Origin of the sequence: Phenylobacterium sp. (genome assembly GCF_041916435.1) — a bacterium.
GTDB lineage: Bacteria > Pseudomonadota > Alphaproteobacteria > Caulobacterales > Caulobacteraceae > Phenylobacterium.
Map to the genome: position 1 here is coordinate 988,523 of NZ_JAYRZM010000001.1, position 18,045 is coordinate 1,006,567.

The following is an 18,045-nucleotide window of genomic DNA, read 5'->3' on the forward strand; positions in this document are numbered from 1 at the left end:
CAGCGATCCCCAGCCCAATCTCGGAACAATACCGGAACAACGCCTGCGCGTTCAACCGGCTTGACCGCCATAGGCCGCCAGCAGCGTCCGCCACCACTCGGCCAGCCGCATGAGGAGGGCGCTGTCCGGGAAGCCGTGCCGCGCGGCGCTGTCGGCCGGAACCTGGTCGAAGCCGCGATGCTCGACGCTGACCCGCGTCTGCTCGCCGACCGGCTCGAAGCGCACCTCGACCTCGGTCTTCAGATCGGGCGGGAAGCTCGCCTGGCGCCAGGAGAACACCAGACGGGCGGGCGGCTCCCAGACCAGGATGCGGCCGATCTCGAACACCTTGCCGTTGGCCAGGGTCTCGGTGAGCCGGCCGCCCTCCCCCGGCTCGAAGGCTAGACGTCCCGGCGCGCGGGGCGTGGTCTGGAACAACAGGTTGGGCCGCCACCAGGCGCCGATTTCCTCGACGAAGGCCTGGAAGGCGCGCTCGGGCGAGGCCTTCACGCGCAGGGCGACGAACACCTTGGAGGTCACGCCTCGTCCTCACCGGCGTCGACGTGGGCCTTGAAGGCGGCGAGCTGCTCGCTCCAGAGCCGTTCGGCCTCCTCCAGCCATCGCAGCAGATGCACCATCGGCTCGGGCCTCAGGGCGTAAACGCGCACGCGGGCGTCGAACGCCGGGTGGGATTCCTCCACGAGCCCGCCCTCGCGCAGGGCGCGCAGGTGGCGGCTCATGGCCGGCGGCGACAGGCCAAGCTCGCGCGCCAGCTCGCCGGCCGGCCGGGGCCCGCGGCTGAGCAGGTCGACGACGCGGCGCCGATGCGGCTCGGCGAGCGCCGCCAGGGTGCGGTCGATCGTCTGGGCCTGGGCGCTCACAGCCACCCCGTGATCTTCGCGCCGCCGCCGAGCGCGGCCTCCGCCTCCTCGCGGCTGACGGTCCTGACCGTCTGGGCGACCGTCCAGATGTGACCTTCCAGGTCCCGGCAGCGATAGGTGCGCGCGCCGTAGAACTGGTCCTCCGGCTCGGTCAGGATCTCCGCGCCGGCCGCCCGCGCCCGCGCGCAATGGTCGTCGACGTCGCTGTCGACGGCGATGTGGACCGACTGGGTGACCTTGCCGCCGATGGACGCCGGGCTCTTGTATTCATCCGACCATTCCGAGCCCACCATGACGGCGGCGTCGCCGAAGCGCATCTCCGAGTGCAGCACCTCCCCGTCCGGCCCTTCGATCAGCATGAAGGTCTCGAAGCCGAAGGCGTTTTCCAGCCAAACCAGGGCCGCCCGCGGATCGCGGTAGCACAGCGCGGGCGCAAGCGCTGGGCGCCAATCTTTCATGGCCGTCCTCCTAGAGACTGGTTTCAATCTTGTGGCCGGTCGCGGCCACGGTTTCGTCCAGCGACATCACCTTGACGGTCTGACCGAACGACCAGGCGTGGCCCTCCAGATCCGTGCAGGTGTAAACCCGATCCCCATAGGGTTGGGTGGCCGGCTCGCGGTCGATGCGCGCGCCGGCGGCGCGGGCCCGCTCGCAATGGGCGTCGAGGCCGTCGGCGAGCTGGACGTGCACCGACTGGGTGTTGCGCCCGCCGAAGGCCGCCGGGCTCGCCGCCTCGCCACGCGGCGGGCCGACCACATAGAGCCGGTCGTCGCCCAGCACCAGTTCGGAATGGATCACCCCGCCCTGGCCGTCGTCGACCACCAAGGCGGTTTCGAAGCCGAACGCCTGCTCCAGCCAGGCGAGCGCCTTGCGCGCGTCCACGTACCAGAGCAGCGGAATGACCATCGCCTTCGTCGCCATGGTCGCGCTCACCGATCGCTTGGCGGCTTCGAGACGTTCTTCAGGCCGCTGGCCGCCTCCATCTGATCGACGGTGAGGCTGCGCACCTCCTGGCGGAAGCACCAGACCTGACCCTCCGGGTCGAGCGCCCGATAGATCCGCGCGCCATAGAACTGGTCCTCCGGCTCCTGGGCGATCTTCGCGCCGGCGGCGCGGGCGCGCTCGCAGTGGCCGTCGATGTCGGCTTCCAGTTCGAACCAGATGAACTGGCTGCTGGCGCCGCCGAGGCTCGCCGGACTCTTCATCGCCGCGCCGCCGAGCTGGGGGCCGGCCCACTCCCCGCCCACGCCGATCGTGCAGCCGCGGAAGGTCATCTCGGCGTGGCCGATGTTGCCGGCGTCGTCTGTCACCAGGAAGGCGATCTCGAAGCCGAACGCCCGTTCCAGCCAATCCAGCGCGGCCTTGGGGTCCTTGTAGAAGACGGTCGGCGTGCAGGCACGCTTGGCGGCGGCGTCTGCCATGGCGGCTAATCCCCTTACGATTTTCCACAATATTTAACTCATATCGCAATCACATCGTCAAGGGCGCACCGTCGCGGGCGGGCGAACGCGACCGCCAAACGCGAAAAGGCCCCGGACTTTCGTCCGGGGCCTTCGAATTCCAGCGCTCAGGCGTCGATCAGTCTTCGCCGAACTCGGCCACCTGAACCGGACCGGAGTCCTTGCCCTTTTCGGCCGGGTCGCGATCGACGAACTCGATCACGGCCATGGCGGCGTTGTCGCCGTAGCGATAGCCGGCCTTCAGGACGCGGATATAGCCGCCGTTACGGTCCTTGTAGCGCGGGCCCAGGGTCGAGAAGAGCTTGCCGACCTGCTCGACGTCGCGGACCTGGCTGATCGCCTGGCGGCGAGCATGCAGGTCGCCGCGCTTGGCGAGCGTCACCAGCTTCTCGACGAAGGGGCGCAGTTCCTTGGCCTTCGGCAGAGTCGTGACGATCTGCTCGTGCTTGATCAGGCTCGCCGACATGTTGGCGAACATGGCGGTGCGGTGGGCGGCGGTCCGCCCCAGTTTGCGGTGCGCTTTACCGTGGCGCATATCTCATCTCCTGGGCTGACAGCCCGCTGGACGCTCCCGACTTGCCGGGACAGACGTCTACCTGACCAATCCCAGCCTGCTCCCGCCTGGGTCAACACGAAGCGCCGGGGGCCTCCACCGCTGTTGCGGCTTCATCGGTCCCAGACCGCGCAAGCGGCCCGGAGTCGGCGCGCGGAGCCCGTCAGGCGGAAGTGTTTGCGGTTCCGCCGCCCGAACGGGCCCCAACTTCAAATTCCAAAATCCGCTGACGGATTTTGGGGTCTTACATCTGGTCTTCGAACTTCTTGGCCAGTTCTTCGATGTTCTCGGGCGGCCAGTTCGGCACGTCCATGCCGAGGTGCAGGCCCATGCCGGCCAGGACTTCCTTGATCTCGTTCAGCGACTTGCGGCCGAAGTTCGGAGTGCGCAGCATCTCCGCCTCGGTCTTCTGGATCAGGTCGCCGATGTAGACGATGTTGTCGTTCTTCAGGCAGTTGGCCGAGCGGACCGACAGCTCCAGTTCGTCGACCTTCTTCAGCAGCGCCGGGTTGAACGGCAGTTCCGGCTTGGCCTCGCCCTCGACCTTCTTCTTCGGCTCTTCGAAGGTGATGAAGATCTGCAGCTGGTCTTGCAGGATGCGGGCGGCGTAGGCCACGGCGTCCACCGGCGTCACCGCGCCGTTGGTCTCCACTTCCATGATCAGCTTGTCGTAGTCCAGGCTCTGGCCCTGACGGGTCGGCTCGACCCGATAGGCGACCCGCTTGACCGGCGAATAGAGCGCGTCGACGGCGATCAGGCCGATCGGCGCGTCTTCCGGACGGTTCTGGTCGGCCGGCACGTAGCCCTTGCCGTTCTGCACGGTGAACTCCATGCGCACGGTCGCGCCCTCGTCGAGGGTGCAGAGCACATGGTCGCCGTTCAGGATCTCGATGTCCGACGGGGTCTCGATCTGGTCGGCGGTCACCGCGCCCGGGCCGGTGGCGCGCAGGGTCATGCGCTTCGGCCCTTCGGAGTGCATGCGCACGGCCAGTTGCTTGATGTTCAGGACGATGTCGACGACGTCCTCGCGGACGCCTTCGAGCGACGAGAACTCATGCACGACGCCGTCGATCTGGACGGCGGTCACGGCCGCGCCCTGAAGCGAAGAGAGAAGCACGCGACGCAGGCTGTTGCCGAGCGTCACGCCGAAACCGCGCTCGAGCGGCTCGGCCACCAGACGCGCCTTGCGGCTAGCGTCGGCGCCGGTCTCGATCAGCGGCTTCTCGGGACGGATGAGCTCGTTCCAGTTTCTTTCGATCACGGATGGGGGTCCCTCGAAACGCAGGATCGCCGGACTGCGAAGTGCGGTCCGGCGCGGGGAAGATCAAGCACTCAAAAACTCAGACGCGCCGGCGCTTGGGCGGGCGGCAGCCATTGTGCGGGATCGGCGTCACGTCGCGGATGGTGGTGATCGTCATGCCCACGGCCTGCAGCGCCCGAAGCGCCGACTCGCGGCCCGAACCCGGACCGGAGACGCTGACCTCCAGGGTTTTCACGCCATGCTCGGCGGCCTTGCGGCCGGCATCCTCGGCCGCCATCTGGGCCGCATAGGGGGTCGACTTGCGCGAACCCTTGAAGCCCATCATGCCGGCGGACGACCAGGAGATGGTGTTCCCCTGCGCGTCCGTGATGGTGATCATGGTGTTGTTGAACGAGGCGTTCACGTGCGCCACGCCCGAGGTGATGTTCTTACGCTCGCGGCGTTTGACGCGAGCCGGTTCCTTGGCCATCGGCTAAGCTCTCTTACTTCTTCTTGCCGGCGATCGGCTTTGCCGGGCCCTTGCGCGTGCGGGCGTTGGTGTGCGTGCGCTGACCGCGGACCGGCAGGCCCTTGCGGTGACGCAGGCCGCGATAGCAGGCCAGGTCCATCAAGCGCTTGATGTTGACCGCCGTCTCGCGGCGCAGGTCGCCTTCGACCGTGTAGTCGCGGTCGATGGCTTCGCGGATTTGCAGCACCTCCGCGTCGGTCAGCTGGTTGACGCGGCGCGCGTCCTCGATGCCGACCTTCTCGACGATCTCCCGGGCTTTCGCCTGGCCGATGCCGTGGATGTACTGAAGCGCGATGACGACGCGCTTGTTCGTGGGAATGTTGACGCCAGCGATGCGGGCCACGCGGGTAATCTCCTGGTCACGCAGAGAAGCGCGAACGGCGCCCGGCCCCATGACCCGAAGGCCCCAGGCCGGCACGTCCTTCGCGCCCTTTCGCGGAAGCGCTCCCTTATAGGGATAGTTGCGCTTCCGTCAATGCCGGAACGGTAAGTTTTCACCGTATCCGACGGGCGGATGGGCGGTTGCAGCCCGAAGGCCAGCTCAACCGCCCGATGACCCCGGGCCGACGCGCTATCCGCGCGCCGCGTCCAGGGCCTTGTCGATGGCCGAAGCCACTTCTTCGATCGTTCCCATGCCGTCCACCTCGACCAGCTTGGACTGGTAGTAGGGCAGAAGCGGCGCGGTCTGGTCGTTGTAGGCGGCCAGACGAACCTTGAAGCTCTCCGGATTGTCGTCCGGACGCCCCGACTCGGCGAATCGGCCGGCGATCCGTTCCATCAGGGCCGCGTCGTCCACCTTCAGGCGCACGACGATGTCGATCTTCGCGCCCCGGCCGGCCAGCATGCGGTCCAGCGCCTCGGCCTGGGCGAGCGTGCGCGGGAAGCCGTCGAAGATCGCGCCGCCGGCCGCTTCGGCCTCAGGCAGGCGCTCCTCGATCAGGGCGATGACGATGTCGTCGCTGACCAGCTCGCCGCGCTGCATGATTCCCTCGACCTTCAGGCCGAGCTCGGACTTGGAGGCGATCGCCGCGCGCAGCATGTCGCCCGTGGAGAGCTGCACCATCCCTCGCCCGTCCACCAGCCGCTTGGCCTGAGTTCCCTTGCCCGCAGCGGGCGGTCCGAAAAGAATCAAATTCATGAGTAAAATGCCCCTCCCCGACCGGCTCTGACGGCCGGACGAACCCCGTGCTCCCTAGCGATTGCGACCGCCGCGCAGCCGCGACTTCTTGATCAGTCCCTCATACTGGTGCGCCAGCAGGTGCGACTGGATCTGGGTCACCGTATCCATGGTCACGCTCACCACGATCAGGATCGAGGTGCCGCCCAGATAGAACGGCGCGTTGTAGAAGCCGATCAGCGCTTCAGGCAGCAGACACACCGCGGCGATGTAGGCCGCGCCGATCACCGTCAGGCGCGTCAGCACGAAATCCAGGTATTCGGCCGTGCGCCGCCCCGGACGGATGCCGGGCAGGAAGCCGCCGTACTTGCGCAGGTTCTCCGCCGTCTCCTCGGGATTGAACACGATCGACGTGTAGAAGAACGAGAAGAAGATGATCAGGAACGCATAGAACGCCATGAACAGCGGCCGGCCGTGCTGAAGCTGGCCCACCAGGCCGGGCAGCCATTGCGCCCAGCTCGGCAGGTCGGCCGTGGCCAGGAAGCCCATCGCCGTGGTCGGCAGCAGCAGCAGCGACGAGGCGAAGATCGGCGGGATCACGCCGGCGGTGTTGATCTTCAGCGGCAGGAACGAGGTGTCCCCGCCGACCATGCGGTTGCCCTGCTGGCGCTTGGGATACTGCACCAAGAGCCGGCGCTGCGAGCGCTCCATGAAGACGATGGCGAAGATCACCGCGATGGCCAGGGCGACGATCAGGAACAGGGCCGTCCCCGACAGCGAACCCGTGCGGGTCATCGAGAACATCTGCCACAGGCCGCGCGGCAGGACCGCGACGATGCCGGCGAAGATCAGCAGCGAAACCCCGTTGCCGACGCCGCGGGCGGTGATCTGCTCGCCCAGCCACATCAGGAAGAGCGTGCCGCCGGTGAGCGTGACGACCGTGGAGACGGTGAAGAAGATGCCCGGGTTCAGCACCAGCCCCGGACTGGCCGACAGCCCGGTGGCGATGGCGAAGGACTGCACCAGGGCCAGCAGCACCGTCAGGTAGCGGGTGTACTGGTTGAGCGTCTTGCGCCCGGCCTCGCCGCCTTCCTTGCGCAGCTTCTCCCACGGCGGATAGACCGTGCCGAGGAGCTGGACGATGATCGAGGCCGAGATGTAGGGCATCACGTTCAGCGAGAAGATGGCCATCCGCTGGACGGCGCCCCCCGAGAACATGTTGAACATCCCCAGGATGCCCTGGGCCTGGCCCTCGAAGGCCTGCGCGAACGCGGCCGGATCGATGCCCGGGATCGGGATGAAGGTCCCGAGCCGGTAGACGATCATGGCGATGATCGTGAACCAGATGCGCTGGTGAAGCTCGGTCGCCTTCTGGAAGGCGCCGAAGTTCATGTTGGCTGCAAGCTGTTCTGCGGCCGAAGCCATTTAGATCCCCACGGCTGGTGCGCGCACACACATAGGCGCGATCTTGCTTCCCGTCATCCCGCCGCGACCTCACGTCCCGGCGAGAGCGGGCGCGGCCGTCCTTACGCCTCGGCGGAGGCCTCGGGACGGAGGGTGGTGATCTTGCCGCCGGCCTTCTCCACAGCGGCCTTGGCCGAGGCGGACGCCGAATAGACCGTGATGTCGAGCTTGGACTTCAGCTCGCCCTTGCCCAGCAGGCGCACGCCGTCCATTTCGCGGCGGACCACGCCGGCCGCCACCAGGGCCGCCGCGTCGATCGCCTTCTTGGCGTCGAGCTTGCCGGCGGCGATCGCCTGCTCGATGCGCCACAGGTTCACCTCGGCGAACTGCTTGGCGCCCGGCACGTTGAAGCCGCGCTTGGGCATGCGCATGTGGAGCGGCATCTGGCCGCCCTCGAAGCCGTTGATGGCGACGCCGGTGCGGGACTTCTGGCCCTTCACGCCGCGGCCGCCGGTCTTGCCCTTGCCCGAGCCCGGGCCGCGGCCGACGCGCATGCGCCCCTTGGTGGAGCCTTCGCGCGGGGAAAGTTCGTTGAGCTTGGTCATATGACGCCTCTCCTTGGAGATCTGTCGCCGGGGCTGGCCCGACTCGGCTGGAAATGTCGTGAAACGTCGAACGGGACGGGTGTTCCCCGTCCCGCCGTGAAGGCCTTAGCCCTCGACGATTTCAATCATGTGGTGGACCTTGGCGATCATGCCGCGGACCGAAGGCGTGTCCTCCAGGGTCGACTCGCGGCCCACCTTGTTCAGGCCCAGGCCCACGAGCGTGGCGCGCTGGTCCTTCTTGCGGCGAATGGGGCTCGCCGTCTGACGAACGGTGATCTTGGCCATGGGTCTTATCCTTCAGCGTCCGCGGCCGCGGCGGCCGAGGCGTTGTCGGCCCGACGGCCGAGCACGTCGCTGACCTTCTTGCCGCGCTTGGCCGCGACCTGGCGGGGCGAGGCCTGGGCCTTCAGCGCCTCGAAGGTCGCGCGCACCATGTTGTAGGGGTTGGAAGAGCCGACGGACTTGCCGACGACGTCCTGCACGCCCAGGGTTTCGAGCACCGCACGCATCGGGCCGCCGGCGATGACGCCCGTACCGGCCGGCGCGGCGCGAACCATCACCTTGCCAGCGCCCCAACGGCCGGCGCCGTCGTGGTGCAGGGTGCGGCTCTCGCGCAGCGGCACGCGGATCATCGACTTCTTGGCTTCCTCGGTCGCCTTGCGGATGGCTTCCGGCACTTCGCGCGCCTTGCCATGACCGAAGCCCACGCGGCCCTTCTGATCGCCGACCACCATGAGGGCGGCGAAGGAGAACCGGCGGCCGCCCTTCACGGTGGCCGCGACGCGGTTGATGTGGACGAGCTTTTCGACGATTTCGCTGTCGCGCTCTTCTTCGCGCTGACGGCGATCGCCCCGTTCTTCGTTCCTGCGAGCCATCGTCTGTTCCTTAGAAGTTCAGGCCGGCTTCGCGCGCGGCGTCCGCCAGGGCCTTCACCCGGCCGTGATAGAGGTAGGCGCCGCGGTCGAACACCACGTCCTTGACCCCCTTGTCGATCGCGCGTTGGGCGACGAGCGCGCCAACACGAGCGGCGGCGTCCTTGTCCGAGCCCTTCGTCGGCCCCTCGCCTTCCAGCGAGGACGCCGCGGCGAGCGTCACGCCGCGCTCATCGTCAATGATCTGGGCGTAGATGTTCTTGGACGAGCGGAACACCGACAGGCGCGGGCGGCCGTTGGCCAGCTTGCGCAGGCGGATCCGGTTACGCTCGGCGCGCTTCTGGGTGGCTTCACGATGAGAGAGCGCCATGGCTTACTTCTTCTTGCCTTCCTTGCGGCGGACCTTCTCGCCGGAATAGCGCACGCCCTTGCCCTTGTAGGGCTCCGGCGGACGAATGCGGCGGATGCGGGCGGCCGTCTCGCCGACAAGCTGCTTGTCGATCCCGCTGATCTTCACTTCGGTCTGCTTGGGCGTGGCGAAGGTCACGCCGGCCGGGGCCGGAATGTCCACGTCATGGCTGAAGCCCAGCTGCATGGAGAGCGCCGTGCCCTTCATCGCCGCGCGATAGCCCACGCCCACCAGCTCGAGGGTTTCCTCGTAGCCCTGGGTGACGCCCACGACCATGTTGTTCACCAAGGTGCGCGACAGGCCCCACATGGCTTGCGCCCGGGGCGTGTCGACGCGCTTGGCGACGATGAGCTCGGCGCCTTCCTGGCGCACCTCGATCTCGTCCGGCACGGTCCACGACAGTTGGCCCTTGGGGCCCTTCACCGTCACCGTCTGTCCGGAGATGGTGACCTGCACGCCCGCGGGCGCCGGCACGGCCTTCTTTCCGATCCGCGACATCTTAGTAGACCCGGCAGAGCACTTCGCCGCCGACGTTGGCGTCACGGGCGGCGGAGTCGGACATGACGCCCTTCGGCGTCGACAGGATCGAGATCCCGAGACCGTTCTTCACGGGCTTCAGGTCCTTGATCGACGAATAGACGCGGCGGCCGGGCTTCGACACGCGGCTGATCTCGGCGATCACGGGCTGACCGTCGAAATACTTCAGCTCGATCTCGAATTCCGGGAAGGCGCCCGGCTTCTGGACCAGCTGGTAGCTGCGGATGTAGCCCTCCTCGGCCAGCACGTCGAGGACGCGCGCGCGCATCTTCGAGGCAGGCGTGGAGACCTTGGAGCGGCCGCGGGTGGCGGCGTTCTTGATGCGGGCGATCATGTCGCCGATGGGGTCGTTGACCATGGGACCCTCCTTACCAGCTCGACTTGACGAGGCCGGGGATCAGCCCCAGCGAGCCGAGCTCGCGCAGGGAGACCCGGCTCATCTTGAGTTTGCGGTAGTAGGCGCGCGGACGGCCGGTGACCTCGCAACGGTTGCGGATGCGGGTCTTCGACGAATTCCGCGGCAGCTCGGCGAGCTTCAGGCGGGCTTCGAAACGGTCCTCGAGCGGCAGGCTCTCGTCGTTGGCGATCGCCTTCAGCGCTTCGCGCTTGGAGGCGTATTGCTTGACGAGCTTCCTGACCATCTCGTTGCGGTTGACGGCGCTCTTCTTGGCCATAGCGTTCTTTCCTTCCCGTCCCTTACGCGTTGAACGGGAACTGGAATTGCCGAAGAAGCTCACGCGCCTCTTCGTCGGTCTTCGCCGTCGTGCCGACGACGATGTCCATGCCCCACATCTGATCGATCTGATCGTAATTGATCTCCGGGAACACGATGTGCTCCCGCAGACCCATCGCGTAGTTGCCGCGGCCGTCGAACGCCGTGGGCTTCAGGCCCCGGAAGTCCTTCACGCGCGGCAGCGCGATGGTGATCAGGCGGTCCAGAAACTCGTACATGCGATCCTTGCGCAGGGTGACCTTGGCGCCGATCACCATGCCCTCGCGCAGCTTGAAGCCGGCGATGGACTTGCGGGCCTTGGTCGGCACGGGCTTCTGGCCGGCGATGGCGGTCAGGTCGGCGATCGCCGCCTGCACCTTCTTGGAGTCCGCCACGGCCTCGCCGATCCCGATGTTCAGGACGATCTTGTCCAGCTTCGGGATCTGCATCTCGTTGGTATAGCTGAACTTTTCCTTCATCGCCGAGCGGATGCTCTCGCGATAGACGGTCTTCAGCCGCGGCTCGTAAGCTTGGTCAGCCATTGATCACCTCACCGGTGGTCTTGGCGACGCGAACCTTCTTGTCGCCTTCGATCCGGAAGCCGACGCGGGTCGGCTTGCCGTTGGAATCGACGATCGCCACGTTCGACACGTGGATCGGCGCTTCCTTGTTCTTGATGCCGCCCTGCGGGTCGAGCTGGGTCGGGCGGGTGTGGCGCTGAACCATGTTCAGGCCTTGCACCACCACGCGGCTCTCCGCGGGCATGACCTTCAGGACCTGGCCCTGACGGCCCTTGTCCTTGCCGGCGAGGACCACCACGCGGTCCCCCTTCTTGATCTTCGCGGCCATCACAGCACCTCGGGCGCGAGCGAGATGATCTTCATGTGGTTCTTGGCGCGCAGTTCGCGGGGAACCGGGCCGAAGATCCGCGTGCCGATCGGCTCGCTTTGCTTGTTCACGATCACGGCGGCGTTCTTGTCGAAACGGATCACCGAGCCGTCCTTGCGCTTGATCGCCGAGCTGGTGCGAACGACGATCGCCTGCAGGACGTCGCCCTTCTTCACGCGGCCGCGCGGAATCGCCTCCTTCACGGAGACGACGATCTTGTCGCCGACGCCGGCGTAGCGCCGCTTGGCGCCGCCCAGCACCTTGATGCACATGACCCGGCGGGCGCCGGAGTTGTCGGCGACATCCAGGTTAGTTTGCATCTGGATCATTGGTCTGACCCCTTACGCTTCTTGGGAGGCCGCCTTAGGCAGCACTTCCCAGGTCTTAAGCTTCGACTTCGGCGCGCACTCGATGATCCGAGCACGTTCGCCAGCCTTGTAGACGTTGGCCTCGTCGTGGGCGTGGTACTTCTTCGACCGACGCACGGTCTTCTTCAGCACCGGGTGCAGGAAGGTCCGCTCGACCTTCACCACCACCGTCTTGTCGCCCTTGTCGGAGACGACAACGCCTTCGAGAATTCGCTTGGGCATTGAATCGCTCTCCTTACGCCGCGGCCTGCTTGGCGCGCAGCACGGTCTTGATCCGCGCGATGTCCTTGCGGATCTCGTCCACGCGGTGGGTCTTCTCGACCTGGCCCGTCGCCGCCTGGAAGCGCAGGTTGAACTGCTCCTTCTTCAGGGTCAGCAGGGTCTCGGCCAGCTGGTCGGGGGTCATGCCCCTCACTTCGTCGATCTTCATCACGCGTGCTCCTGGGCGGCGTCGATGCGCGTCACGATGCGGGTCTTCACCGGCAGCTTGGCCGCGCCGAGGCGCAGGGCTTCGCGGGCGACGTCGTCCGGCACGCCGTCGATCTCGAACATGATCCGGCCCGGGTGGACGCGGGCGGCCCAGTAGTCCACCGAGCCCTTGCCCTTACCCATCCGCACTTCGGCCGGCTTGTCGGTGACCGGCAGGTCCGGGAAGATACGGATCCACACCCGGCCCTGACGCTTCATCTGGCGGGTGATCGCCCGACGAGCGGCTTCGATCTGGCGGGCGGTGACGCGCTCGGGCTCCACCGACTTCAGGCCGTAAGAGCCGAAGTTGAGGGTGAAGCCGCCCTTCGCGACGCCGTGGATCCGGCCCTTGAACTGCTTGCGGTACTTGGTTTTCTTCGGAGAAAGCATGACCTAGATCCCTCAGGCTCCCGCCTGCTCGCGACGCTCGCGGCGCGGGCCGCGATCGCCCCGGTCGCCACGCTCACGACCGCCCTCGCCGGCCGGGCCGGACTCGGAGGCCAGACGCTTGTCGAGCGCCATCGGGTCGTGCTCGAGCACTTCGCCTTTGAACACCCAGACCTTCACGCCGATGATGCCGTAGGTCGTCTTGGCCTCGGTGAAGCCGTAGTCGATGTCGGCGCGCAGGGTGTGCAGCGGCACGCGGCCTTCGCGGTACCACTCCATGCGGGCGATTTCCGCGCCGCCCAGACGGCCGGACACGTTGATCCGAACGCCCTTGGCGCCCAGACGCATGGCCGACTGCATGGCGCGCTTCATCGCGCGGCGGAAGGCCACGCGGCGCTCCAGCTGCTGGGCGATGTTCTCGGCGATCAGCTGCGCGTCGGTCTCCGGCTTGCGGATCTCGACGATGTTCAGGTGGACGTCGCCCTCGGTCATCGAGGACAGGTCCTTGCGGAGCTTCTCGATGTCCGCGCCCTTCTTGCCGATGATCACGCCGGGACGGGCCGCGTAGATCGTCACCCGGCACTTCTTGTGCGGGCGCTCGATGATGATGCGCGACACGCCGGCCTGCGACAGGCGCTTCTTCAGCTCGCGGCGGACCTTGATGTCCTCGTGCAGCAGCCGGCCGTAGTCGCCCTTGCCGGCGAACCAGCGGCTGTCCCACGTGCGGTTGATGCCGAGGCGAAGCCCGACCGGATTGACTTTCTGACCCATCAGGCGGCCTCACCCAATTCGCGGACCACGATCGTGATCTCGGAGAACGGCTTTTCGATGCGCGAAGCACGGCCGCGCGCACGGGCGGCGAAGCGCTTCATCACAAGGTTCTTGCCGACGAACGCCTCGGCGACGAACAGGCTGTCGATGTCGAGGTTGTGGTTGTTCTCGGCGTTGGAGATGGCCGAGTAGAGCGCCTTGCGCACATCCTTGGCGATGCGCTTGTGGCTGAACTCCAGCTCGTTGAGCGCGCGCTGCACCTTCAGGCCGCGGATCGACTGGGCCACCAGGTTCAGCTTGCGGGCGCTGGTGCGCAGGGTGCGCACCTTGGCCATCGCCTCGACGTCGCTCAGGCGACGCTTTTTAGCTTGCTTGGCCATGCTACTTCCTCTTGGCCTTCTTGTCGGCCGCGTGGCCCGGGAAATACCGGGTGGGCGCGAACTCGCCGAACTTCATGCCGACCATGTCTTCGCTGACCAGCACGGGAACGTGCTTTTGGCCGTTGTGCACGGCGAAGGTCAGGCCGACGAACTGCGGCATGATGGTGGACCGGCGCGACCAGATCTTGATCACGTCCTTGCGGCCGCCGGCCAGCGCGGCCTCGGCCTTCTTGAGCAGGTATCCGTCGACGAACGGACCTTTCCAGACGGAGCGGGTCATGCCTTAGCGAGCCTTCCGAGCGTGACGCGAGCGGATGATGAACTTGTCCGTCGCCTTGTTGATCCGGGTCCGACGGCCCTTGGTCGGCTTGCCCCACGGGGTCACCGGGTGGCGGCCGCCGGAGGTGCGGCCTTCACCGCCGCCGTGCGGGTGGTCGATCGGGTTCATGGCCACGCCGCGCACGTGCGGGCGGCGGCCCTTGTGGCGGGTCCGGCCGGCCTTGCCGAGGACCTCGTTCATGTGGTCCTGGTTCGACACCGCGCCGACGGTGGCCATGCAGCCGTCCTGCACCATGCGCAGCTCGCCCGAGTTCAGGCGGATCTGCGCGTAGCCGGCGTCGCGGCCGACCAGCTGGGCGTAGGCGCCGGCGGAGCGGGCGATCTGCCCGCCCTTCAGCGGCTTCAGCTCGACGTTGTGGATGATCGTGCCGATCGGCATGCCGCGCAGGGGCATGGCGTTGCCGGGCTTCACGTCAGCCTTGTCCGAGGCCACCACCACGTCGCCGGCCTTCAGGCGCTGCGGCGCCAGGATGTAGGCCAGCTCGCCGTCCTCGTACTTGATCAGCGCGATGAAGGCGGTGCGGTTCGGGTCGTACTCCAGACGCTCCACGGTGGCCGGCACGTCGAACTTGCGACGCTTGAAGTCCACCTTGCGGTACAGGCGCTTGGCGCCGCCGCCACGGAAGCGCACGGCCACGCGTCCGCCGCCGCCCCGGCCGCCCTTCTTGGTCAGCCCTTCGACGAGCGACTTTTCAGGCCGGCCCTTGTGCAGCTCGGACTTGTCCACCAGCACCAGGCCGCGACGGCCGGGCGAGGTCGGGTTGAATTGCTTCAAGGCCATCGGATCAGAGCCCCGTGGTGATGTCGATCGACTGGCCTTCGGCCAGGGTCACGACAGCTTTCTTGACGTCCGAGCGACGGCCCAGACGGCCCCGGAAACGCTTGATCTTGCCCTTGGTCACCAGGGTGTTGACCTTGGTGACGGTGACCTTGAACAGCGCCTCGACGGCGGCGGCGATTTCGTCCTTCGACGCATCCTCGGCGACGCGGAAGACCACCTTGTTCTGCTCGGACAGCAGCGTGGACTTCTCGGTGATCACCGGCGACAGGATGGTGTCGTAGTGACGGGCGGTCGGCTCGGCCATCACGCAGCTTCCTTCTCAGCGAAACGCGCCGAGATCGCATCCACCGCGTCCTTGGTCAGGACCAGGGTCTTGCGACGCAGCACGTCGTAGACGTTCAGGCCGGCGTTCGGCAGCACGTCCACGTTCGGAATGTTCCGGGCGGCCTTGCCGAAGGCGTCGTTCACCTCGGCCCCGGCGATCACCAGGGCGTTGGTCACGCCGATCTTCTCCAGGTTGGCGCGCAGGGCGGCCGTCTTGGGCTCGGCCACGACAGCGGAGTCCAGCACGATCAGCGCGCCCGACTTGGCCTTGGACGACAGGGCGTGCTTCAGGGCCAGGGCGCGGACCTTCTTGGGCAGGTCGAACGCATGGCTGCGCACGACCGGACCGTGGGCCTTGGCGCCGCCGACGAACTGGGCCGCCCGGCGCGAGCCGTGACGGGCGCCGCCGGTGCCCTTCTGCTTGTACATCTTCTTGCCGGTCCGCGAGACTTCGTTGCGGACCTGGATCTTGTGCGTGCCGGCGCGACGCTTGGCGAGCTGCCAGGTCACGACGCGCTGCAGGATGTCGCCGCGGATCTCTTCGATGCCGAACACGGCGTCCGGCAGCTCGATCGAGCCGCCCTTGCCGCCGTCAAGCTTGATGACGTCGAGTTTCATTACGCTTCACCCTCGCCTTCCGCCGCGGCGGGAGCTTCCTCGACCGGGGTCTCGGCCGCAGCGGCCGGCTGAGCGCCGCCCTTGCGGAACGCGCCGGGCTTCGGCGCTTCGGCCGGAGCGGCGGCCTTCAGGGCGTCGCGGATCTTGACGTAGGAGCCCTCGGTGCCGGGCACGGAGCCCTTGATCATGATCAGACCGCGCTCGGCGTCGACGCGCCAGACGGTGACGTTGAGGGTGGTGACGGTTTCCTGGCCGAGGTGGCCGGCCATCTTCTTGTTCTTGAAGGTCTTGCCCGGGTCCTGGCGGTTGCCGGTCGAGCCGTGCGAGCGGTGGGACACCGACACGCCGTGGGTGGCGCGAAGGCCGCCGAAGTTCCAGCGCTTCATGGCGCCGGCGAAGCCCTTACCCACCGTCTGGCCCGTCACGTCGACCTTCTGGCCGGGGACGAAGTGGTCCGCCGTGAATTCGGCGCCCACGTCGATGAGGTTGTCTTCGGACACCCGGAACTCGGCCACGGTGCGCTTGGGCTCCACCTCGCCCTTGGCGAAGTGGCCGCGCATGGCCTTGGAGGTGTTCTTGGCCTTCTTGGCGCCGGCTCCGAGCTGGAGGGCGACGTAGCCGTCCTTGTCCTTGGTGCGGTGAGCCACGACTTGGCAGCCGTCCAGGCTCAGCACGGTGACCGGCACATGAGCGCCGTCTTCGTCGAAGAAGCGCGCCATGCCCAGTTTCTTGGCGATCACGCCGGTTCGCATCGGACCGATCCCCTTAGAGCTTGATCTCGACGTCCACGCCGGCGGACAGGTCGAGCTTCATCAGCGCGTCCACGGTCTGCGGAGTGGGGTCGACGATATCGAGCACGCGCTTGTGCGTGCGGATCTCGAACTGCTCGCGCGACTTCTTGTCGATGTGCGGCGAGCGGTTGACGGTGAATTTTTCAATGCGGGTCGGCAGGGGGATGGGCCCCCGGACGGTCGCGCCGGTGCGCTTGGCCGTGTTCACGATCTCGCGCGTGGAATGGTCCAGCACGCGGTGATCGAAGGCCTTGAGCCGGATGCGGATGTTCTGACGATCCATATCGCTCTTTTGTTTCCCTACAGACGGCGGCCCGCCCGCGTGATCTTGACCATTTCAAAGACCGACCCGCCGCCTCTTGCGAAGCGTCGTACGCGTAAGTCCGCACAAACGATTTAGGCCCACGCGAAAACCCGCGAGGGCCCCTTCCCGAAACGCTGGATTAGCACTGTTTCAGGTCGCTCTTGCGAACCGCGTCTGCATCGAAGGTGACCCTTCTTTGCACAGCCGGTCCAACAGGAGGCGCGTCAATAGCCCGCCGACTCGCCTTCGTCAAGCGTCCGGCGGGCGGATTACGGGCCTCAGCCGATGATCACCGAGCCGGAACCCAGCACGGTCTTCTGCACCGGGCCCGACACCGACTTGACCCTCACGTCGCCCGAGCCGGCGATCCGCGCCTTCACGCTGCCGGCCGAACCCCTGAAATTGATGTCGCCGGAGCCGGCCACGGACACGTTCATGCTGGGCGCCTGGCCCCCGCCGATGTCGACGTCGCCGGAGCCGGCGATCCGGATGTCCAGCGGCCCGGTCACCTCGCCCACGTCCACGTCGCCGGCGCCGGCGACGTCCACGTCGAGGGGACCGCGCACCTTGGCGATGTCGACGTCGCCCGAGCCGGCCATGCGCAGCTTGGCTTCGCCGGCCGATCCCAGCCGGGCGTCGCCCGAACCGGCCTGGCTGTAGGACAGCTTGCCGGCCACGTTGGCCACGGTCCAATCGCCGCAGCCGGCGTTGGAGAGCTTCAAGCTGTTGCTGCGCCCGACCGAGCCGAACACGGCCCCGCCGGCTTCGACGACCGCGTCCATGGGCACGCGCACGACCACCTGCGGCATGTCCGCCCATTCGACCCAGCCACGGCCGGCGACGCTCACGCGGGTGCGCCCGCCCGTCCCGTTGCACGAGCGGACCTTGCGGGCCAGGTTCCCGTCGATGACCGTGCGGTCGCCATGCACGCGCACGTCGAGCGGCAGGGCGGAATTGCGGTTCAGGATCTCGACCTTGACGTCCTTGCGCGCCTCCGGGATCACCGTGACGCGGGCGACGGCGTCCTTGATCTCGACGGACTGGGCGTTGGCCGCCCCCGCGGCGAAGGCGAAGCCGGCCGCTGCGAATAGTGCCAGAAGACGCATCCGTCTCGTTCCCTTTGCGATTTAGCCGGGACGCTACCCTCAGCCGGCGCGCCGGGCAGCTTAATTCGCGGTCATGACTCCACTGTCATCGTGGCGGCTCAACGCCCCTGCGGCCACAGAAAAGGCCGCCCGGGTTTCCCTGGGCGGCCAGATCTGTCTGGTCGGCTCCCTTGGGGGGAGCCGGAGGTTCGTCGAGCTTACTCGACGATCTTGGCCACGACG

Annotated in this window: 33 protein-coding genes; all 33 read right to left on the reverse strand. The window is 67.2% G+C overall.

The window, feature by feature from the left end:
* Positions 1–51: 51 nt before the first annotated feature.
* The 33 genes from ACE3TA_RS04830 to ACE3TA_RS04990 all read right to left on the reverse strand — a co-directional run bounded on the left by ACE3TA_RS04830 (position 52) and on the right by ACE3TA_RS04990 (position 17,823).
* The gene (locus ACE3TA_RS04830; RefSeq protein WP_374571012.1) at positions 52–519 is read right to left on the reverse strand and encodes an SRPBCC family protein; all 468 of its coding nucleotides are present in this window, start codon (positions 517–519) and stop codon (positions 52–54) included.
* A complete protein-coding gene (locus ACE3TA_RS04835; RefSeq protein WP_374571014.1) occupies positions 516–866 on the reverse strand; it encodes an ArsR/SmtB family transcription factor in 351 nt (116 codons plus the stop codon). The genes ACE3TA_RS04830 and ACE3TA_RS04835 overlap by 4 nt, the downstream gene beginning before the upstream one ends.
* Positions 857–1,318: a VOC family protein gene (locus ACE3TA_RS04840; protein ID WP_374571016.1), complete on the reverse strand. Its 462-nt coding sequence runs from the start codon at positions 1,316–1,318 to the stop codon at positions 857–859. The genes ACE3TA_RS04835 and ACE3TA_RS04840 overlap by 10 nt, the downstream gene beginning before the upstream one ends.
* A 10-nt stretch (positions 1,319–1,328) precedes the next feature.
* Positions 1,329–1,781, reverse strand: a complete 453-nt coding sequence (locus ACE3TA_RS04845) for a VOC family protein (protein WP_374571018.1) — start codon at positions 1,779–1,781, stop codon at positions 1,329–1,331.
* A gap of 8 nt (positions 1,782–1,789) precedes the next feature.
* Positions 1,790–2,281: a VOC family protein gene (locus ACE3TA_RS04850; protein ID WP_374571020.1), complete on the reverse strand. Its 492-nt coding sequence runs from the start codon at positions 2,279–2,281 to the stop codon at positions 1,790–1,792.
* Between the two features lie 157 nt (positions 2,282–2,438).
* A complete protein-coding gene (rplQ, locus tag ACE3TA_RS04855; RefSeq protein WP_374571022.1) occupies positions 2,439–2,855 on the reverse strand; it encodes a 50S ribosomal protein L17 in 417 nt (138 codons plus the stop codon).
* A 262-nt stretch (positions 2,856–3,117) separates the two neighbouring features.
* Positions 3,118–4,134 carry a DNA-directed RNA polymerase subunit alpha gene (locus tag ACE3TA_RS04860; RefSeq protein WP_374571024.1) on the reverse strand — a complete coding sequence of 339 codons (1,017 nt, stop codon included), beginning with the start codon at positions 4,132–4,134 and terminating at the stop codon, positions 3,118–3,120.
* A gap of 79 nt (positions 4,135–4,213) precedes the next feature.
* Entirely contained in the window at positions 4,214–4,603 is a 390-nt protein-coding gene (gene rpsK / locus ACE3TA_RS04865) for a 30S ribosomal protein S11 (protein WP_374571027.1), read from the reverse strand.
* 13 nt (positions 4,604–4,616) lie between these two features.
* Positions 4,617–4,985 carry a 30S ribosomal protein S13 gene (rpsM, locus tag ACE3TA_RS04870; protein ID WP_374571123.1) on the reverse strand — a complete coding sequence of 123 codons (369 nt, stop codon included), beginning with the start codon at positions 4,983–4,985 and terminating at the stop codon, positions 4,617–4,619.
* A gap of 228 nt (positions 4,986–5,213) precedes the next feature.
* Positions 5,214–5,780, reverse strand: a complete 567-nt coding sequence (locus ACE3TA_RS04875; RefSeq protein ID WP_374571030.1) for an adenylate kinase — start codon at positions 5,778–5,780, stop codon at positions 5,214–5,216.
* Positions 5,781–5,834: 54 nt separating this feature from the next.
* Positions 5,835–7,184 carry a preprotein translocase subunit SecY gene (secY, locus tag ACE3TA_RS04880; RefSeq protein ID WP_374571032.1) on the reverse strand — a complete coding sequence of 450 codons (1,350 nt, stop codon included), beginning with the start codon at positions 7,182–7,184 and terminating at the stop codon, positions 5,835–5,837.
* Between the two features lie 101 nt (positions 7,185–7,285).
* Positions 7,286–7,768 (reverse strand): 50S ribosomal protein L15, encoded by a 483-nt coding sequence (rplO, locus tag ACE3TA_RS04885; RefSeq protein WP_374571034.1) that lies wholly within the window; start codon positions 7,766–7,768, stop codon positions 7,286–7,288.
* Between the two features lie 105 nt (positions 7,769–7,873).
* Entirely contained in the window at positions 7,874–8,053 is a 180-nt protein-coding gene (rpmD, locus tag ACE3TA_RS04890; protein ID WP_374571036.1) for a 50S ribosomal protein L30, read from the reverse strand.
* A 5-nt stretch (positions 8,054–8,058) separates the two neighbouring features.
* Entirely contained in the window at positions 8,059–8,643 is a 585-nt protein-coding gene (gene rpsE, locus ACE3TA_RS04895; protein ID WP_374571039.1) for a 30S ribosomal protein S5, read from the reverse strand.
* Between the two features lie 10 nt (positions 8,644–8,653).
* Positions 8,654–9,010, reverse strand: coding sequence for a 50S ribosomal protein L18 (gene rplR, locus ACE3TA_RS04900; RefSeq protein WP_374571041.1), 357 nt, complete (start codon positions 9,008–9,010; stop codon positions 8,654–8,656).
* Between the two features lie 3 nt (positions 9,011–9,013).
* On the reverse strand, positions 9,014–9,547 hold the full coding sequence (gene rplF, locus ACE3TA_RS04905) for a 50S ribosomal protein L6 (RefSeq protein ID WP_374571043.1): 534 nt from the start codon (positions 9,545–9,547) through the stop codon (positions 9,014–9,016).
* 1 nt (position 9,548) lies between these two features.
* Positions 9,549–9,944 carry a 30S ribosomal protein S8 gene (gene rpsH, locus ACE3TA_RS04910; protein WP_374571046.1) on the reverse strand — a complete coding sequence of 132 codons (396 nt, stop codon included), beginning with the start codon at positions 9,942–9,944 and terminating at the stop codon, positions 9,549–9,551.
* A gap of 10 nt (positions 9,945–9,954) precedes the next feature.
* On the reverse strand, positions 9,955–10,260 hold the full coding sequence (gene rpsN, locus ACE3TA_RS04915) for a 30S ribosomal protein S14 (RefSeq protein WP_374571048.1): 306 nt from the start codon (positions 10,258–10,260) through the stop codon (positions 9,955–9,957).
* Positions 10,261–10,282: 22 nt separating this feature from the next.
* A complete protein-coding gene (gene rplE, locus ACE3TA_RS04920) occupies positions 10,283–10,840 on the reverse strand; it encodes a 50S ribosomal protein L5 (RefSeq protein WP_374571051.1) in 558 nt (185 codons plus the stop codon).
* On the reverse strand, positions 10,833–11,147 hold the full coding sequence (rplX, locus tag ACE3TA_RS04925; protein ID WP_374571053.1) for a 50S ribosomal protein L24: 315 nt from the start codon (positions 11,145–11,147) through the stop codon (positions 10,833–10,835). Before rplX ends, rplE begins: the two co-directional genes overlap by 8 nt.
* Positions 11,147–11,515, reverse strand: a complete 369-nt coding sequence (gene rplN / locus ACE3TA_RS04930; protein ID WP_293353406.1) for a 50S ribosomal protein L14 — start codon at positions 11,513–11,515, stop codon at positions 11,147–11,149. Before rplN ends, rplX begins: the two co-directional genes overlap by 1 nt.
* Before the next feature lie 12 nt (positions 11,516–11,527).
* Complete coding sequence (gene rpsQ / locus ACE3TA_RS04935; protein WP_374571056.1) at positions 11,528–11,776, reverse strand: 30S ribosomal protein S17; 249 nt, start codon at positions 11,774–11,776, stop codon at positions 11,528–11,530.
* A gap of 13 nt (positions 11,777–11,789) precedes the next feature.
* Positions 11,790–11,984 carry a 50S ribosomal protein L29 gene (gene rpmC, locus ACE3TA_RS04940; RefSeq protein WP_374571061.1) on the reverse strand — a complete coding sequence of 65 codons (195 nt, stop codon included), beginning with the start codon at positions 11,982–11,984 and terminating at the stop codon, positions 11,790–11,792.
* Positions 11,984–12,412, reverse strand: coding sequence for a 50S ribosomal protein L16 (gene rplP / locus ACE3TA_RS04945; RefSeq protein ID WP_374571063.1), 429 nt, complete (start codon positions 12,410–12,412; stop codon positions 11,984–11,986). Before rplP ends, rpmC begins: the two co-directional genes overlap by 1 nt.
* Before the next feature lie 12 nt (positions 12,413–12,424).
* The gene (gene rpsC / locus ACE3TA_RS04950; RefSeq protein ID WP_374571065.1) at positions 12,425–13,180 is read right to left on the reverse strand and encodes a 30S ribosomal protein S3; all 756 of its coding nucleotides are present in this window, start codon (positions 13,178–13,180) and stop codon (positions 12,425–12,427) included.
* Complete coding sequence (gene rplV / locus ACE3TA_RS04955; protein ID WP_374571067.1) at positions 13,180–13,560, reverse strand: 50S ribosomal protein L22; 381 nt, start codon at positions 13,558–13,560, stop codon at positions 13,180–13,182. The genes rpsC and rplV overlap by 1 nt, the downstream gene beginning before the upstream one ends.
* A 1-nt stretch (position 13,561) precedes the next feature.
* Positions 13,562–13,840, reverse strand: a complete 279-nt coding sequence (gene rpsS, locus ACE3TA_RS04960; RefSeq protein WP_374571070.1) for a 30S ribosomal protein S19 — start codon at positions 13,838–13,840, stop codon at positions 13,562–13,564.
* Between the two features lie 3 nt (positions 13,841–13,843).
* A complete protein-coding gene (rplB, locus tag ACE3TA_RS04965; RefSeq protein WP_374571073.1) occupies positions 13,844–14,680 on the reverse strand; it encodes a 50S ribosomal protein L2 in 837 nt (278 codons plus the stop codon).
* A 4-nt stretch (positions 14,681–14,684) separates the two neighbouring features.
* Complete coding sequence (locus tag ACE3TA_RS04970) at positions 14,685–14,984, reverse strand: 50S ribosomal protein L23 (protein WP_374571075.1); 300 nt, start codon at positions 14,982–14,984, stop codon at positions 14,685–14,687.
* Positions 14,984–15,622 carry a 50S ribosomal protein L4 gene (rplD, locus tag ACE3TA_RS04975; protein WP_374571077.1) on the reverse strand — a complete coding sequence of 213 codons (639 nt, stop codon included), beginning with the start codon at positions 15,620–15,622 and terminating at the stop codon, positions 14,984–14,986. Before rplD ends, ACE3TA_RS04970 begins: the two co-directional genes overlap by 1 nt.
* A complete protein-coding gene (gene rplC / locus ACE3TA_RS04980) occupies positions 15,622–16,374 on the reverse strand; it encodes a 50S ribosomal protein L3 (protein WP_374571079.1) in 753 nt (250 codons plus the stop codon). The genes rplD and rplC overlap by 1 nt, the downstream gene beginning before the upstream one ends.
* 13 nt (positions 16,375–16,387) lie before the next feature.
* Positions 16,388–16,696 carry a 30S ribosomal protein S10 gene (rpsJ, locus tag ACE3TA_RS04985; RefSeq protein ID WP_012521787.1) on the reverse strand — a complete coding sequence of 103 codons (309 nt, stop codon included), beginning with the start codon at positions 16,694–16,696 and terminating at the stop codon, positions 16,388–16,390.
* Positions 16,697–16,995: 299 nt separating this feature from the next.
* On the reverse strand, positions 16,996–17,823 hold the full coding sequence (locus ACE3TA_RS04990; RefSeq protein WP_374571081.1) for a GIN domain-containing protein: 828 nt from the start codon (positions 17,821–17,823) through the stop codon (positions 16,996–16,998).
* Between the last annotated feature and the right edge of the window lie 222 nt (positions 17,824–18,045).

Excerpts from the sequence above, each read along its gene's own strand:
- rplB (WP_374571073.1), bottom strand. The coding sequence starts at position 14,680 with ATGGCCTTGAAGCAATTCAACCCGACCTCGCCCGGCCGTCGCGGCCTG.
- rplR (WP_374571041.1), bottom strand. The coding sequence starts at position 9,010 with ATGGCGCTCTCTCATCGTGAAGCCACCCAGAAGCGCGCCGAGCGTAAC.
- rplC (WP_374571079.1), bottom strand. The coding sequence starts at position 16,374 with ATGCGAACCGGCGTGATCGCCAAGAAACTGGGCATGGCGCGCTTCTTC.
- ACE3TA_RS04875 (WP_374571030.1), bottom strand. The coding sequence starts at position 5,780 with ATGAATTTGATTCTTTTCGGACCGCCCGCTGCGGGCAAGGGAACTCAG.
- rpsH (WP_374571046.1), bottom strand. The coding sequence starts at position 9,944 with ATGGTCAACGACCCCATCGGCGACATGATCGCCCGCATCAAGAACGCC.
- secY (WP_374571032.1), bottom strand. The coding sequence starts at position 7,184 with ATGGCTTCGGCCGCAGAACAGCTTGCAGCCAACATGAACTTCGGCGCC.
- rplX (WP_374571053.1), bottom strand. The coding sequence starts at position 11,147 with ATGGCCGCGAAGATCAAGAAGGGGGACCGCGTGGTGGTCCTCGCCGGC.
- ACE3TA_RS04850 (WP_374571020.1), bottom strand. The coding sequence starts at position 2,281 with ATGGCAGACGCCGCCGCCAAGCGTGCCTGCACGCCGACCGTCTTCTAC.
- rplP (WP_374571063.1), bottom strand. The coding sequence starts at position 12,412 with ATGCTTTCTCCGAAGAAAACCAAGTACCGCAAGCAGTTCAAGGGCCGG.
- ACE3TA_RS04990 (WP_374571081.1), bottom strand. The coding sequence starts at position 17,823 with ATGCGTCTTCTGGCACTATTCGCAGCGGCCGGCTTCGCCTTCGCCGCG.
- rplV (WP_374571067.1), bottom strand. The coding sequence starts at position 13,560 with ATGGCCAAGCAAGCTAAAAAGCGTCGCCTGAGCGACGTCGAGGCGATG.
- rpsE (WP_374571039.1), bottom strand. The coding sequence starts at position 8,643 with ATGGCTCGCAGGAACGAAGAACGGGGCGATCGCCGTCAGCGCGAAGAA.
- rplO (WP_374571034.1), bottom strand. The coding sequence starts at position 7,768 with ATGACCAAGCTCAACGAACTTTCCCCGCGCGAAGGCTCCACCAAGGGG.
- rpsC (WP_374571065.1), bottom strand. The coding sequence starts at position 13,180 with ATGGGTCAGAAAGTCAATCCGGTCGGGCTTCGCCTCGGCATCAACCGC.
- ACE3TA_RS04970 (WP_374571075.1), bottom strand. The coding sequence starts at position 14,984 with ATGGCCGAGCCGACCGCCCGTCACTACGACACCATCCTGTCGCCGGTG.
- rplF (WP_374571043.1), bottom strand. The coding sequence starts at position 9,547 with ATGTCGCGGATCGGAAAGAAGGCCGTGCCGGCGCCCGCGGGCGTGCAG.
- ACE3TA_RS04840 (WP_374571016.1), bottom strand. The coding sequence starts at position 1,318 with ATGAAAGATTGGCGCCCAGCGCTTGCGCCCGCGCTGTGCTACCGCGAT.
- rpsK (WP_374571027.1), bottom strand. The coding sequence starts at position 4,603 with ATGGCCAAGGAACCGGCTCGCGTCAAACGCCGCGAGCGTAAGAACATC.
- rpsJ (WP_012521787.1), bottom strand. The coding sequence starts at position 16,696 with ATGGATCGTCAGAACATCCGCATCCGGCTCAAGGCCTTCGATCACCGC.
- rpsN (WP_374571048.1), bottom strand. The coding sequence starts at position 10,260 with ATGGCCAAGAAGAGCGCCGTCAACCGCAACGAGATGGTCAGGAAGCTC.
- rplN (WP_293353406.1), bottom strand. The coding sequence starts at position 11,515 with ATGATCCAGATGCAAACTAACCTGGATGTCGCCGACAACTCCGGCGCC.
- rpsS (WP_374571070.1), bottom strand. The coding sequence starts at position 13,840 with ATGACCCGCTCCGTCTGGAAAGGTCCGTTCGTCGACGGATACCTGCTC.
- ACE3TA_RS04845 (WP_374571018.1), bottom strand. The coding sequence starts at position 1,781 with ATGGCGACGAAGGCGATGGTCATTCCGCTGCTCTGGTACGTGGACGCG.
- rplQ (WP_374571022.1), bottom strand. The coding sequence starts at position 2,855 with ATGCGCCACGGTAAAGCGCACCGCAAACTGGGGCGGACCGCCGCCCAC.
- rpsQ (WP_374571056.1), bottom strand. The coding sequence starts at position 11,776 with ATGCCCAAGCGAATTCTCGAAGGCGTTGTCGTCTCCGACAAGGGCGAC.
- rpmC (WP_374571061.1), bottom strand. The coding sequence starts at position 11,984 with ATGAAGATCGACGAAGTGAGGGGCATGACCCCCGACCAGCTGGCCGAG.
- rplD (WP_374571077.1), bottom strand. The coding sequence starts at position 15,622 with ATGAAACTCGACGTCATCAAGCTTGACGGCGGCAAGGGCGGCTCGATC.
- rpmD (WP_374571036.1), bottom strand. The coding sequence starts at position 8,053 with ATGGCCAAGATCACCGTTCGTCAGACGGCGAGCCCCATTCGCCGCAAG.
- rplE (WP_374571051.1), bottom strand. The coding sequence starts at position 10,840 with ATGGCTGACCAAGCTTACGAGCCGCGGCTGAAGACCGTCTATCGCGAG.